This window comes from Kitasatospora sp. NPDC048296 (genome assembly GCF_043201815.1).
In the GTDB taxonomy this organism is placed as follows: domain Bacteria; phylum Actinomycetota; class Actinomycetes; order Streptomycetales; family Streptomycetaceae; genus Kitasatospora.
Genome location: NZ_JBICZB010000120.1, coordinates 1 through 14319 on the forward strand (window position 1 = coordinate 1; position 14319 = coordinate 14319).

General features: G+C 70.9%; 14 protein-coding genes and 1 rRNA gene. 11 read left to right on the top strand and 4 right to left on the bottom strand.

Going from position 1 to position 14319, the window contains the following annotated elements; translation table 11 throughout:
* The 9 genes from rrf to pstB form a co-directional block, all read left to right on the top strand.
* Positions 1–80: ribosomal RNA gene (gene rrf, locus ACGF12_RS36635) — 5S ribosomal RNA — on the top strand; the annotation flags it as partial.
* Between the two features lie 72 nt (positions 81–152).
* Positions 153–1151, top strand: a complete 999-nt coding sequence (gene mshD, locus ACGF12_RS36640) for a mycothiol synthase (protein WP_393040342.1) — start codon at positions 153–155, stop codon at positions 1149–1151.
* A 204-nt stretch (positions 1152–1355) separates the two neighbouring features.
* Positions 1356–3713 (top strand): RNA degradosome polyphosphate kinase, encoded by a 2358-nt coding sequence (locus ACGF12_RS36645; RefSeq protein ID WP_393040345.1) that lies wholly within the window; start codon positions 1356–1358, stop codon positions 3711–3713.
* A gap of 121 nt (positions 3714–3834) precedes the next feature.
* Complete coding sequence (locus tag ACGF12_RS36650; protein ID WP_393040348.1) at positions 3835–4923, top strand: CHAD domain-containing protein; 1089 nt, start codon at positions 3835–3837, stop codon at positions 4921–4923.
* Between the two features lie 40 nt (positions 4924–4963).
* Positions 4964–5488: an NUDIX hydrolase gene (locus tag ACGF12_RS36655; RefSeq protein WP_393040351.1), complete on the top strand. Its 525-nt coding sequence runs from the start codon at positions 4964–4966 to the stop codon at positions 5486–5488.
* 227 nt (positions 5489–5715) lie between these two features.
* Positions 5716–6852, top strand: coding sequence for a phosphate ABC transporter substrate-binding protein PstS (gene pstS, locus ACGF12_RS36660; protein WP_393040354.1), 1137 nt, complete (start codon positions 5716–5718; stop codon positions 6850–6852).
* Between the two features lie 153 nt (positions 6853–7005).
* The gene (gene pstC / locus ACGF12_RS36665; protein WP_393040357.1) at positions 7006–7983 is read left to right on the top strand and encodes a phosphate ABC transporter permease subunit PstC; all 978 of its coding nucleotides are present in this window, start codon (positions 7006–7008) and stop codon (positions 7981–7983) included.
* A complete protein-coding gene (pstA, locus tag ACGF12_RS36670) occupies positions 7980–9053 on the top strand; it encodes a phosphate ABC transporter permease PstA (protein WP_393040361.1) in 1074 nt (357 codons plus the stop codon). The genes pstC and pstA overlap by 4 nt, the downstream gene beginning before the upstream one ends.
* A gap of 43 nt (positions 9054–9096) precedes the next feature.
* Positions 9097–9873 carry a phosphate ABC transporter ATP-binding protein PstB gene (pstB, locus tag ACGF12_RS36675; protein WP_393040364.1) on the top strand — a complete coding sequence of 259 codons (777 nt, stop codon included), beginning with the start codon at positions 9097–9099 and terminating at the stop codon, positions 9871–9873.
* Positions 9874–10174: 301 nt separating this feature from the next.
* Here pstB and ACGF12_RS36680 read toward each other — a convergent pair whose 3' ends face one another.
* Both ACGF12_RS36680 and ACGF12_RS36685 read right to left on the bottom strand, forming a co-directional pair.
* The gene (locus tag ACGF12_RS36680) at positions 10175–11170 is read right to left on the bottom strand and encodes an anion permease (protein ID WP_393040367.1); all 996 of its coding nucleotides are present in this window, start codon (positions 11168–11170) and stop codon (positions 10175–10177) included.
* 5 nt (positions 11171–11175) lie between these two features.
* Complete coding sequence (locus ACGF12_RS36685; protein WP_218204541.1) at positions 11176–11796, bottom strand: DUF47 domain-containing protein; 621 nt, start codon at positions 11794–11796, stop codon at positions 11176–11178.
* Positions 11797–12154: 358 nt separating this feature from the next.
* On the opposite strand from ACGF12_RS36685, the gene ACGF12_RS36690 reads away from it, so the two are divergent.
* Entirely contained in the window at positions 12155–12538 is a 384-nt protein-coding gene (locus ACGF12_RS36690; protein ID WP_393040370.1) for a metal-sensitive transcriptional regulator, read from the top strand.
* A gap of 23 nt (positions 12539–12561) precedes the next feature.
* On the opposite strand, the gene ACGF12_RS36695 is transcribed toward ACGF12_RS36690, so the two are convergent.
* Both ACGF12_RS36695 and ACGF12_RS36700 read right to left on the bottom strand, forming a co-directional pair.
* The gene (locus ACGF12_RS36695) at positions 12562–12756 is read right to left on the bottom strand and encodes a hypothetical protein (protein ID WP_393040373.1); all 195 of its coding nucleotides are present in this window, start codon (positions 12754–12756) and stop codon (positions 12562–12564) included.
* 219 nt (positions 12757–12975) lie between these two features.
* The gene (locus tag ACGF12_RS36700) at positions 12976–13872 is read right to left on the bottom strand and encodes a hypothetical protein (protein ID WP_393040376.1); all 897 of its coding nucleotides are present in this window, start codon (positions 13870–13872) and stop codon (positions 12976–12978) included.
* A 162-nt stretch (positions 13873–14034) separates the two neighbouring features.
* Here ACGF12_RS36700 and ACGF12_RS36705 point away from each other — a divergent pair, with 162 nt between their 5' ends.
* Entirely contained in the window at positions 14035–14229 is a 195-nt protein-coding gene (locus ACGF12_RS36705; protein WP_393040378.1) for a hypothetical protein, read from the top strand.
* Positions 14230–14319 lie beyond the last annotated feature (90 nt).

Genomic DNA, 14319 nt, shown 5'->3' on the forward strand with positions numbered 1-14319 from the left:
TTCCGAACCCGGAAGCTAAGCCTCACAGCGCCGATGGTACTGCAGGGGGGACCCTGTGGGAGAGTAGGACGCCGCCGAACAATCATTCAGAAAAGCCCCTGATCCATTCGGATCAGGGGCTTTTCGCATTTCCGTTGACGTATTGTCAGTGCATGGACGATCAGACAGCGGTCATTGCGAACAAGGTGCTCCGCCCCGGTCAGCGCGACGGCGCCCTGCGTGTTCTGGCGGAGGCCCAGGCGGTGGACGGCCGGGCCGCCGTGTCCGAGCAGGGCCGGCTCCGGCTGCGGAACGCCGAGACGCCCCGCCCGGGCGTCACCCACTTCATCGAGTCCGAGAGCGAATCCGAGGTCTCCTCTCAGGCCGCGTCCGAGAACGCAGCCGTCCTCGCCTACGGCCAGCTCGAAGTCCCGGAGAGCCCGACCGCCAACCCCGCCGCCGAGCTGGTGGTCGCCCCGGCGGCCCGAGGCCGCGGTCTGGCTCGTCCGCTGCTGGACGCCGTCCTTGCGGAGGCCCACCGGGAGGGCCGCGACGCGGTGGACTTCTGGGTGCACGGCGGCCACCCGGCAGCCCGGCTCCTGGCCGGCGCGTACGGTGCCGAGCTGGTCCGTGAGCTGCGGCAGATGCGCCGCACCGGCGCGCAGACCGAGGCCGTGCCCGTCCCCGAGGGCATCGAGCTCCGCACCTTCCGCCCGGGCGAGGACGACGCCGAGTGGCTGCGGCTGAACGCCCTGGCCTTCGCCCACCACCCGGAGCAGGGTTCCTGGACCGAGCAGGACCTCGCCGAGCGCCTCGCCGAGCCCTGGTTCGACCCGGCCGGTTTCTTCCTGGCCACCCGCGACGGCAAGGCGGTCGGCTTCCACTGGACCAAGGTGCACCCGGCCACCGCCACCGAGCCGGAGCTCGGCGAGGTGTACGTGGTCGGGGTGGACCCGGCCGAGCAGGGCAGTGGACTCGGCCGGGCACTGACCGCGGCGGGCCTGCGTCACCTGACCGGCTCCGGAGCCGGCGAGCGTGGACTGGAAACCGTCCTTCTCTACGTCGACGCCGACAATCCGGCCGCCGTGCGGGTATATGAACGACTGGGATTCACCGTTCACGAGGTGGACCTCATGTACCGAGCCCAGTACCAGGCGAACCGGTCGGCCTAGCCGCCCGGTGCGGCCGGATCGTCCCACCGGACGACCCGGACGACCCGGACGACCCGGCCGCACCGACCGGACGGCCGGGCCGTACCGAGTGGTCACGGGCGACGGGTGGAAAACGGCACCGCCCCCTTGCCCCGACCGACTCAGCTTTCCTCCTGGCCATGCGGTGTTTACCGTGGATTCAATTGCTGCCGCGAAGATCACAGGATGAAGTCCGTAGTGTCTCGCTCGTGCAGAGTCGACCGCCATTCGCCGGCCGGTCCTGTACGGACCGCGCCCGGTGGCTGGGCGCTGTCCCTGGGGGCCGCCGCCGCCCGGGGCGAGAACGACGGCCCGCAGAGCCATTCGCATCCGGACGCCGTCCTGCTGCTGGAGGAGCTGGAGCCCATGAGCATCCCCCGCCCCGTCTCTGCCCCGCTGTCGCCGACGGCCCGGATGTCCGGTGCGCTGGGGGTTCCGCCGGAGCTGTCGACCACGGACGAACAGGAGTTGGAAGCCTTGCCGCAGGGCCGCTTCCTGGACCGCGAGCGCAGCTGGCTCGCGTTCAACGAGCGCGTCCTGGAGCTCGCCGAGGACCCGGGGATCCCGCTCCTCGAACGGGCGAAGTTCCTGGCGATCTTCGCGAGCAACCTGGACGAGTTCTTCATGGTCCGGGTGGCCGGGCTGAAGCGCCGGATCGCCACCGGCGTCGCCCAGCGCAGCGCCTCCGGCCTCCAGCCGCGCGAGGTGCTGGACCTGATCTGGACCCGCTCGCGCGAGCTGATGGCCCGGCACGCCGCCGCCTTCCAGCAGGAGGTGCTGCCGGACCTGGCCGCCGAGGGCATCGAGGTGGTCCGTTGGCCGGAGCTGGCCGAGAAGGAGCAGGCCCGGCTGCACACCCTGTTCCGGCAGAAGATCTTCCCGGTCCTGACCCCGCTGGCCGTCGACCCGGCGCACCCCTTCCCGTACATATCGGGGCTCTCGCTCAACCTGGCCGTGGTCGTCCGCAACCCGGTGTCCGGGCACAAGCACTTCGCGCGCGTCAAGGTGCCGCAGTCGCTGGCCCGTTTCCTGGAGGCCTCGCCCCAGCGGTACGTCCCGCTGGAGGACGTCATGGGCGCGCACCTGGAGGAACTCTTCCCGGGGATGGAGGTGCTGGCCCACCACGCCTTCCGCGTCACCCGCAACGAGGACCTGGAGGTGGAGGAAGACGACACCGAGAACATCCTGAAGGCCCTGGAGAAGGAGCTGATGCGGCGGCGCTTCGGCCCGCCGGTCCGGCTGGAGGTCGAGGAGTCGATCGACCCCTACATCCTGGACCTGCTGGTGCGGGAGCTGAACATCACCGAGGCGGAGGTCTTCCCGCTGCCCGGGCCGCTGGACCTGACCGGGCTGTTCGGGATCGCCGAGCTGGACCGCCCGGAGCTCAAGTACCCGAAGTTCGTGGCCGGTACGGCCCGCGGGCTGACCGACGTCGAGTCGGCCTCGCAGCCGGACATCTTCGCCGCGATGCGCGAGCGCGACGTCCTGCTGCACCACCCGTACGACAGTTTCTCCACCTCGGTGCAGGCCTTCCTGGAGCAGGCGGCCGGCGACCCGGACGTGCTGGCGATCAAGCAGACCCTGTACCGCACCTCGGGTGACTCGCCGATCGTGGACGCGCTGATCGACGCGGCCGAGTCCGGCAAGCAGGTGCTGGTCCTGGTCGAGATCAAGGCGCGCTTCGACGAGCAGGCCAACATCAAGTGGGCCCGCAAGCTGGAGGAGGCCGGCTGCCACGTGGTCTACGGCCTGGTCGGGCTGAAGACGCACTGCAAGCTGTCGCTGGTGGTCCGCCAGGAGGGCGACACCCTGCGCCGCTACTCGCACGTCGGTACCGGCAACTACCACCCGAAGACGGCCCGGCTGTACGAGGACCTCGGCCTGCTCACCTCCGACCCGCAGGTCGGCGCTGACCTCTCGGACCTGTTCAACCGGCTGTCCGGCTACTCGCGCCGCGAGTCCTACCGCCGCCTGCTGACCGCCCCGCGCGGCCTGCGGGACGGGCTGGTCTCGCGGATCAACAACGAGATGGCCCACCACCGGGCGGGCCGGCCCGCGTACGTGAAGATCAAGGTCAACTCGATCGTCGACGAGGCCGTGATCGACGCCCTGTACCGGGCCTCGCAGGCCGGGGTGCCGGTGGACGTCTGGGTGCGCGGCATCTGCGCGATCCGCCCCGGCGTGCCGGGGCTGAGCGAGAACATCCGGGTCCGCAGCATCCTGGGCCGCTTCCTGGAGCACTCCAGGGTCTTCGTGTTCGGCAACAACGGCGATCCGGAGGTCTGGATCGGCAGTGCCGACATGATGCACCGCAACCTGGACCGCCGGATCGAGGCGCTCATGCGGATCACCGACCCGGCGCACCGCGCCGAGCTGTCCGGGCTGATCGATCTCGGGGTGTCGGACGAGACCGAGTCCTGGCACCTGGGACCGGACGGCGTCTGGACCCGTCACTCGCAGGACGCCGAGGGCCGGCCGCTGAGGCACGTCCAGGACCTGCTCATCGACTCGCGTCAACGCCGCCGGGCCGCCACCTCGCGCTGACGCGTCCACTGATGCGAGCCGCCGGAGCAGTTCGGGCCTTCCGGGCCCCGAGGGGACCTGCTCCGGCGGTCGGCCACCAGCCCCGGGGGACGGCCCCGGGGGAACGGGGATTCACCACGCCATGACCGATGCGCCGATGACGGCCCAGGCGGCCTCCACCGCGACCGCCGGGGACATCCTTTCCCGCCAGCTCACCGCCCAGGCCGGAGCGTTCCTGCGCGCCCTGCCGCTCGCGGTGGGCGAGGTCGGCGCCAGACCGGGTTCGGCGGCGGTCGTCCCGGCGGCCGGTACCGCCGACCTGCTGCGGGCCGTCCGGCGGATCGGCGGGCTGCTGCACACCTTCGGCGCCGTCTTCGAGCAGACCTGGGCGCAGGAGTCGCGCACCGAGCTGCGCTGGCTGCTCAACCTGCTGGCGCTGGAGCCCGGCTACGTCCGCCGCTCGGCCCGGCTGCTGGGCGCGGTGGACTCGCTGAGCGGCAGTGACCCGGAGGGCACCGGCATGCTGGCCGGGCACGCGGGCGCGCCCAAGGCGCGGGCGCTGCTGGACCGGCAGCTGACCCTGGCCCGGACCAGGGCGCACTCCACGGTGCTGCAGGAGCTCCGCTCGGCCCGGCTGCACGCGCTGGCGGACCGGATGACCCTGCTGGTCGGTGAGGCGCCGCTGCTGGAGACGGCCGGTGGCCGGGCGTCTGCGGTGCTGCTGCCGCAGGCGGCCGCCGCGTTCACCGCGCTGTCCGCGTGCGCCCAGCAGCTGCCGTTGCAGCGGGCCGCGACGCCGTACGGCGGGGACGGGCTGCGCCGGCTGGGCGCGGCGCCGTCGGTGCGCGGCGCGGCCGACGCGGACGCGGCCCTGGCGGCCGACGACGCGCCCTGGTCCCGGTTGCGGATCCTGGTGAAGCGGGCCCGGTACGCGCTGGAGGTGTGCGGCCGTCCGTCCTCCGAGCTGGACGAGCTGGACGTGGTGCTGGGCCGGCACCAGGAGGCGGCGGACGCCGCGGTGACCGCCGCCACCGCGGCGCGCACCCCGCGGATCACCCCCGCGACCGCGTACGTGCTGGGCGTGGTGCATGCTGATCAGCGGCTGGAGGTGGAGGCGGCGCGGTACGCCGTCGGCCGCCGGTGGCCCGACCTCCCGCCCGGCCTGGACGGCTGGCTGGAGATCCCCCCTGCCGAGGGCTGGGGGCATTCCCCCGCACCACGGACGGCCTGAATTGCACGATCGCCTGACCCCCGCGCCGACTCCGAGCCCCGTGCCGAGCCCGAGCACCGGGCGGGCAGCGGACACCCGCGCGACCGGGGCGGGCCGTGCCCCGGTGGTCCTGGCGGCGGGCGCGGTGCTCTGGCTGCCGGGCCGGCCGAAGCCGAGCGGCAGGCTGGGGCGGCCGCGGATCGCGGTGATCCACCGTCCGAAGTACGACGACTGGAGTCTGCCGAAGGGCAAGCTCGACCCGGGCGAGGGGGTGGTCGGGGCGGCGCTGCGCGAGGTGTGGGAGGAGACCGGCTTCCGCTGCCTGCTCGGTCCTGAGCTGCCCACCCAGCACTACCTGGCGCAGGGCCGTCCGAAAGAGGTCCGGTACTGGGCGGCGGTGCCGACCAGCGGGTCGTTCCGCCCGAACCGGGAGGTGGACCGGCTGGAATGGCTGCCGGCCGGGAAGGCCCGCGTCCGGCTGACCCACGACCGCGACCGGTTGCTGATCGACGCCCTCCTGGAGATCCTGGGCGCGAGGCCTGTACGGATGAGCGGGGAGCCGGCGGTGAAGGAACGGTGGAAGTGATCTACCCGCGTCCTTGCCGTGACGCAACCGTTACTACGTGACATAGTTTCCTGCCATCCGTTCGAGGTTCACTCCCCGTTCACTTGCGACCGGCTGTCGTGTCACCTACCCGGCCTAACTTCGGGTCTACCGGAGGGCCGCACGGGCCCCGGACCACAGCAAAACCCGCCCTCGGCCGTGTCCGCACGGTCTGCGCGTCGGGCAATGCCACAGAAAGGGACACCCCTGTGAAGCTCCAGCGGAACGGCCGCTCCAAGGCCCTCGCCATCGGTGCCATGGCGCTCGTCAGCTCGCTGTCGCTCGCCGCCTGCGGTTCGGACGACAACAGCACCACCAAGGCGTCCGGTGGCTCCAGCGGCGGTTCCGCGTCGGCCGCCGCGATCAACTGTGGCAAGGCCGGCACGCTGCTCGGCGCCGGTTCGACCGCGCAGGGCAACGCGATCGACGTGTGGAAGGCCAACTTCGGCGCCGCCTGCTCCGGCATCACCGTCAACTACGGCGGTGGCGGCTCCGGCGCCGGTGTCCAGCAGTTCAACCAGGGCAAGGTCGCCTTCGCGGGCTCCGACTTCGCGCTGAAGCCCGCCGACGTCGACGCCTCCAAGGCGGTCTGCACCGGCGGCAAGGCCGTCGACCTGCCGATGGTCGCCGGCCTGGTCTCCCTGGTCTACAACGTCGACGGTGTCGACAACCTGGTCCTGGACGGTCCGACCGCCGCCAAGATCTTCGACTCGCAGATCACCAAGTGGAACGACCCGGCGATCGCCGCCCTGAACCCGGGCGCCAAGCTGCCGGACGCCGACATCCAGTCGTTCCACCGCTCGGACGACTCCGGCACCACCTACAACCTGACCTCCTACTTCGCCAAGACCTCCGGCGGCGCCTGGAGCGCGGAGCCGAACAAGGCGTGGAAGGGCAAGGGCGGCCAGTCCGCCAACGGCAGCGCCGGTGTCTCCGCCCAGATCAAGCAGGTCAAGAACTCGATCGGCTACGCCGAGCTGTCCTTCGCCCAGATCAACAACCTGAAGAGCGCCAAGATCTCCACCGGCGCCGCTCAGCCCGTCGAGGCGACCGCCGCCAACGCCGCGCTCACCCTCTCGACCTCCACCGTCACGGGCACCGACGGCGACCTCGCCCTCTCCCTGGACTACGGCACCAAGGCCGACAACGCCTACCCGATCGTCCTGGTGACCTACGAGATCGCCTGCGACAAGGGCAACAAGGCCGAGACCCTCGACACCCTCAAGTCGTTCCTGACCTACACGATCAGCGACGGCGCCCAGAAGGCCATAGGCGACAAGGGCTACGTCCCGATGCCGGCCGCCATCGGCGACAAGGTCAAGACCGCCGTCGCCGCCCTGGCCTGACCCGACAGGACCACCGGTGGGACGGCCCCGTGAGCGAGGGGGGCCGGGGCCGTCCCACCGGAACGCACCAACGACTCAGCACCAACGTCCGGGGCACCGCCGCCATGGTGCCGGCCCCCTTCCGGGGCGGCACCACCAGACCGGAGTAGACCAATGACTTCATCCTCCCCTGCCGCCCCGCGAGGCAGGGAACGCCGACCGCGTGACAGCCGCGTCGGCGACAAGATCTTCATGAACCTCGCCCGCGGCGCGGGCATCCTGCTGCTGGTCATCATGGCCGCGATCGCCGGCTTCCTGGCCTGGCGCTCGGGCCTGGCCCTCAGCAAGAACGACGGCAACTTCTTCACCACCTTCGAGTGGACGCCGGACGCCCCGAAGCCGGTCTTCGGCATCGCCGTCCTGGCCCTCGGCACCATCGTCAGCGCCCTCATCGCGATGTTGATCGCCGTTCCGGTGGCCATCGGGATCGCGCTGTTCATCTCGCACTACGCGCCGAGGCGGATCGCCCAGCCGTTCGCCTACCTGGTCGACCTGCTCGCCGCCGTCCCCAGCATCGTCTACGGCCTCTGGGGCGCGCTCTTCCTGGTCCCGCACATGGACGGTCTGACCAGCTGGCTGAACCAGTACCTGGGCTGGACGTACATCTTCGACCAGACCAAGACCGGCACCCCGCGCAACCTGTTCACCGTCGGCATCCTGCTGGCGATCATGGTCCTGCCGATCATCACCGCGGTCTCCCGCGAGGTGTTCCGCCAGGTGCCGCGGATGCACGAGGAGGCGGCGCTCGCGCTCGGCGCGACCCGCTGGGAGATGATCCGCACCGCGGTGCTGCCGTTCGGCCGCCCCGGCATCATCTCGGCCTCGATGCTCGGCCTCGGCCGCGCGCTCGGTGAGACCATCGCGGTCGCCGTGGTGCTCTCCGCCAACAACGTCCTGTCGCTGCACATCCTCGACGCGGGCGGCGGCACCTTCGCGCAGAACATCGCGCTGAAGTTCGCCGAGGCGGGCGACAACGGCCGCAACGCGCTGATGGCCTCCGGCCTCGTCCTGTTCGTCATCACCTTGCTGGTGAACGGCGCCGCGCGACTGATCATCGCCCGCCGCAAGGAGTACTCGGGGGCCAACGCATGACCACCGCAACGACCGTGCCCGCGGACGCCCGGCCGGTCAGCCGGACGCTGACCGCCAACCGGCTGCCCAAGTGGGCCCCGCCCGCCGTCGCCGTCGGCTCGATCGCCGTCGGCTGCGGGATCGGCGCCGTCGGTGGGCTGAAGAGCCACCTGCAGTGGGGCCTGATCTCGGCCCTGCTCTTCACGGTGGCCAGCTACCTGATCTCGGCCCAGGTCGAGGGCCGCCGCCAGGCCAAGGACCGGCTCGCCACCTCGGTGGTCTGGGTCGCCTTCATCCTGGCCGTCGTCCCGCTGATCTCGCTGACCGTCTACACGGTCCAGCAGGGCATCGACGTGGTGGACGGGAACTTCCTGAGCCACTCGATGAAGGGCGTCATCCAGACCGGCCCCGGCGGCGGCATCTACCACGCGCTGATCGGCACCCTGGAGCAGGTCGGCCTGGCCACCGCGCTGGCCGCCCCGCTCGGTCTACTGACCGCCGTCTACCTGGTCGAGTACGGCCGCGGCCGGCTCGCCAAGGCCGTCACCTTCTTCGTCGACGTCATGACGGGCATCCCGTCCATCGTCGCCGGTCTGTTCGTCCTCTCGGTCTGGAACCTCGCGCTGGGCTTCAACTACTCCGGCTTCTCGGGCAGCCTCGCGCTGGCGATCCTGATGATCCCGGTCGTGGTCCGGTCCACCGAGGAGATGCTCAAGCTCGTCCCGAACGAGCTGCGCGAGGCCTCGTACGCACTCGGCGTGCCGAAGTGGAAGACCATCCTGCGGATCGTCCTCCCCACCGCGATCGGTGGCATCACCACCGGTGTGATGCTCGCGGTCGCCCGCATCACGGGTGAGACCGCTCCGGTGATGATGCTGGTGTTCGGCGCCGACGCCATCAACACCAACCCGTTCGACGGACCGCAGCAGTCCCTGCCGATGTACATCTGGCAGCAGTACTCGGTGGTCAACAACGACAACGGCTACGCCCGTGCCTGGGGTGCCGCGCTGGTGCTGATCGCCTTCGTGATGGGGCTCAACCTCATCGCCCGGGGCATCGCACGCTGGCGCTCGCCCAAGGGCGGACACTGACCGACCCACTGACGTACGAAGACAGACGAGAGAAGCAACGATCATGGCCAAGCGCATCGACGTCAGCGGACTGTCGGCCTACTACGGCACCACCAAGGCCATCGAGGACATCTCGATGAGCATCGAACCCCGCTCGGTGACCGCCTTCATCGGCCCCTCCGGCTGCGGCAAGTCCACCTTCCTGCGTACCCTCAACCGGATGCACGAGGTGATCCCCGGCGCGCGGGTCGAGGGCAAGGTCCTCCTGGACGACGAGAACCTCTACGGCGCCAACGTCGACCCGGTCGCCGTGCGCCGCTCGGTCGGCATGGTCTTCCAGCGCCCGAACCCGTTCCCGACCATGTCGATCTACGACAACGTGGTCGCCGGGCTCAAGCTCGCCGGCGTGCGCAAGAAGTCCGTCCTGGACGAGGTGGTGGAGCGCTCGCTGAAGGGCGCCAACCTCTGGAAGGAGGTCCACACCCGGCTGAACAAGCCGGGTGCTGGCCTCTCCGGCGGTCAGCAGCAGCGTCTGTGCATCGCCCGCGCGATCGCGGTCGAGCCGCAGGTCCTGCTGATGGACGAGCCCTGCTCCGCGCTCGACCCGATCTCCACCCTCGCCATCGAGGACCTGATCGGCGAGCTGAAGTCGCAGTTCACCATCGTCATCGTGACCCACAACATGCAGCAGGCGGCCCGCGTCAGCGACCGCACCGCCTTCTTCAACCTGGCGGGCGTCGGCCAGCCGGGCAAGCTGATCGAGCTGGACGACACCCAGCGGATCTTCTCCAACCCGTCGGTCCAGGCGACCGAGGACTACATCTCCGGCCGCTTCGGCTAAGCCGGATCCCAGCTGTCCCGCGGTGCTGCATGGCGGTGCCGCCGCGGGGCATGAAGAAGGGCCCGCCCCCGAGATGTGGGGGCGGGCCCTGCTCGTTGTTCGCCCGCTCGCCTCCGGGGCGCTCGGACCCGGTGCCGACGGTCGGCGCTCCGGCGCTCGTACCTCGCTTGTCGCTTCTCCCTTTCGGCACCGGCGCGCCCCTTCGGCTCGGGGCGGGGATTCGCCCGCTCGCCTCCGGGGCGCTCGGACCCGGTGCGGCTCGGGGCGGGGGGTCGCCGGCTCGCCTGCGGCCGTTCGGGGATCAGCCCCAGAACAGGTGCACGAACCAGTACATCAGCGCTGCGACGATGGCGGCCGCCGGCATCGTGATGAACCAGCCGAGCACGATGTTCTTCGCGACGCCCCAGCGCACCGCGCGGATCCGCTTGGTGGCCCCCGCACCCATGATCGCCGCGGTGATGACGTGGGTGGTGGAGATCGGCGCCTTGAAGACGAACGACGTGATGTACATGATCGCCGAGGAGGTGGCCTCGGCCGCGAAGCCCTGCGGCGGGTCCAGCTCGATGATCTTGCGGCCGAGGGTCCGCATGATCCGCCAGCCGCCCGCGTAGGTGCCCAGCGAGAGCATGGTCGCGCAGGAGATCTTCACCCAGACCGGGATGTCGCCGGTGGTCTGGTGGCCGGAGATGGTGAGCGCCATGACCACGATGCCCATGGTCTTCTGCGCGTCCTGCAGACCGTGCGCCAGCGCCATCGCGGCGGCCGAGGCGGTCTGGGCGACCCGGAAGTTGCGCTTGGCGCGGTGCGGGTTGGCCCGGCGGAAGATCCACAGGATCGCCAGCATCACCAGGAAGCCGCCGATCAGGCCGACCACCGGCGAGACGATCATCGGAATGACGATCTTGTCGAGGACCCCGCTCCAGATCACGCCGACCCCGCCGGCCAGCGCCGCGCCCACCATGCCGCCGAACAGCGCGTGCGAGGAGGAGGACGGCAGGCCGAAGTACCAGGTGGTCAGGTTCCAGGCGATCGCGCCGACCAGGGCGGCGAACAGGATCGCCATCCCCTGGTTGCCGGTGGGGGTCTCGATGATCCCCTGGGAGACGGTGTGCGCCACCCCGCTGCCCAGGAAGGCGCCGGCCAGGTTCATCACCGCGGCCATCGCGAGCGCGGCCCTGGGGGTGAGCGCCCGGGTGGAGACCGACGTGGCGATCGCGTTGGCCGAGTCGTGGAAGCCGTTGGTGTACGTGAAGAAGAACGCAACACCGATGACGGCGATGAGTGCTGCCATGTCCACGAGGGTCAGGACTCCTTGACCGCGATGGTCTCCACCGTGTTGGCGACGTGCTCGAACGCGTCCGCCGCCTCCTCAAGGACGTCCACGATCTGCTTGAGCTTGAGCACCTCGATGGCGTCGTACTGGCCGGAGAACAGGTGGGCGAGCAGCTTGCGGTGGATCTGGTCGGCCTGGTTCTCCAGTCGGTTGACCTCGATCCAGTACTCGGTGAGGTTCGACATGCTGCGCAGGTTCGGCATCGCCGCGGCGGTCAGCTCGGCGGCCCGGGCCAGCACCTCGATCTGCTGCTCGATGCCCTTCGGCAGGGTCTGGATGTCATAGAGGACGACCAGGTCGACGGCCTCCTCCATGAAGTCCATGATGTCGTCCAGCGACGACGCCAGGCTGTAGATGTCCTCGCGGTCGAAGGGCGTGATGAAGGAGGAGTTCAGCTGGTGGAACACGGCATGGGTGGTGTCGTCCCCGGCGTGTTCGGCGGCGCGCATGCGCTCGACGATCTCCGCGCGGGCCGACACGTCTGATCCCAGCAGTTCCAGCAGGAGCTTCGAGCCGACGACCAGGTTCTCCGCGGCGGCGGCGAACATGTCGTAGAAGCTCGTCTCCTTCGGGGTCAGGCTAAAACGCACGGAAATCTCCGATGTGCGGGGTAGGGACTGAACGATGCTAGGTGCAACCAAGCGCAATCGCGCAAACGGGGTGGCGGGGAGGGAGGCGGACCCTCCCCTTCCGTTCGGCTGCCGCACCGGCCGACCCGGACCGCACAGCCGCGTGCGGACATGAGCATCAGTCTGACGGAACCTCGCCCGGATTTCCCCCGTCCTGCGCGCGCGGGACCGGGGCGCCGCTCAGACGGGTGAACCGCGCGACGGCCCGTACCAGGCGCTTCGGCACATGCCGGGTGGGCCGTCGGAACACCATGGAAGGCCCCGGTGTTGGACACTGGTGGCCGACGCAGCCACCAGGCACAGAGACGAAGGCGGGCCGATGACCACGACGCAAGCGCGCACCGAGCCGGACCACGCGCACAGGACCGACCCCCAGGCCGGCACCCCCGCCGTACCCCCGGCCGCCGCAGGACATCACGGCCCGCACGGCTACAGCGCGCAGAAGGACGCCCACCTCAAGCGGCTGCGCCGGATCGAGGGCCAGATCCGCGGCCTCCAGCGCATGGTCGACGAGGACGTCTACTGCATCGACGTGCTCACCCAGGTCTCGGCCAGTACCAAGGCCCTGCAGTCCTTCGCTCTCTCGCTGCTGGAGGAGCACCTGCGGCACTGCGTCGCCGCGGCCGCCGAGCAGGGCGGCGTCGAGCTGGACGCCAAGGTCGCGGAGGCCTCGGCCGCGATCGGCCGACTGCTGCGCAGCTGAGCCGCCGGGCTCCGGGCCGTCCGCTAGTCGCCTTCCCGCTGGTCGCTCTCCCGCCGGCCCGGGTCCACCCGGTTCAGCAGCACCTCGTCGATCCGCTCGGTCGGCAGCCGGTCACCGCTGCTGGCCGTCGCGGCGATCATCAGCTCGCCGGCCAGCTCGATCTCGTCGAGGGCCGCGTCGTCGTGGCCACCGCTGCGGCCGCCCGTGGACGACACCACCTGCACCACCCCTTCAGTGCCTCGCCAGCCCGGGCGGCAGCCACCCGACGTCCAGCCTAGGCACTCCGGGGCCCGTCCACATGGCACGGACGGGCCATCTCGGCGCCGCCGAAACGGGTGGCCGTCGCTCCCCGGACGGCCACCCGCTCCGGCGGCGCCCCGTCTCGCCCCGCAGCCGGAGCACTGCCCCGGCGGGACCCAGGGCGTGTCGGACACGCCCTACTTGGGGCTCTCCGAGGGCTTCATCTGGTAGATGTCCGAGGCCGGCGGCTCGGCCGCCTCGACCGGCTTGCCGAAGTCCGACAGCGAGGTCGTCGAGGTCACCTTCACCTGGTCCTTGGCCTCCTTCGAGCCGGCCACCCCGGCGAAGGTGAACACCTCGACCACCTTGTGCAGCCGGCCCTGGTCGTCCAGCCAGGCGTCGTACGGAACCTCCTTGACGGTGAAGGTCTGCCCGCCCATCCGCAGGCCGTCGCCGCCCCGGCCGCCCGTCGCGTCGCTCGCCTTCGCCAGGTCCAGGGTGCCCCGGTAGTGGTGCAGCGAGGCCCCGTCGACGCTCTCGGTGCCGACCAGGTCGGCCTTCTGCGCCCCGCGCAGCGCACCCGCCGCCGAGGCCGGGTCGGTGGCGCCGCTGCTGACCAGGTTTCCGTCCGGCAGCTGGCGCACGTCCAGCTTGACCCACTTGCCCGCGGGCACCTTGGCGCCGCTGTTCTGCAGGTAGACGGTGCCCGGCAGGACCACCTCGACGATCTTCCCGGTGGTCGCCGCGCCCGGCGGCACCTGGACCTCCAGCCGGCCGATCCGCTTCACGTAGTCGTAGCCACCACTCCCGCTGAAGGAGGCCTTCTTGTCCGCGGACTCGGTGACCAGTTCGGTGGCGGTGTGCGCGGAACCGGTGCGGCCGGTGACGTCGGCGGCGTTGCGCACCGCCGTCAGCGGGTCGGTGGCCAGCTGGTCGGGGACGCTCGCCCCCTGGTCCGAGGAGCCACCACCGGAGTGGCCCGAGCACCCGGCGACCCCCGCCAGGACGGCGGCGAGCAGGGCGGCTCCGGCCGCCGAGCGCAGGTGCGGCGCAGGACGGCGTGCTGGCCGCCCGGTTCGCTGCTGGTCGGTCATCTTCATCCTCGCGACAACCCCCTCGGGCCCGACTGCCCTGCCGGGACACCACCGGGTGGGCAGAGCTCTTTCCGGGCAAACGAGTTGAGGAGCGAAGGGTTACGGGGGCCGGCGGAACCCGCGCGTCGCGCGGGGGCTGCCCGGCACGTTACGGTGAACCACGTGCACAGTGAGCTGCCGGCGCCTCCCGGCACCACCCGGATGCCCGAGCACCGTGTCGCGATCGGCGAACGCGGTTCCTTCGCCTTCGCGACCTGCAGCTGCGGCTGGTACTCCGCGGCCCGCCGCTCGCGCGACCTGGCCCGCCGGGAGGGCGCCGGACACCTCGCCGAGTTCGACGGCGGCGAGCCGGACTAGACCCAACGCCGTGTAGATAGAGCCTTGGGCGGTTGCGTCAAGTCGCCTGAAATGGGACGGAGCTCCTGCTAGAACCGTGTCGGCCAAGAT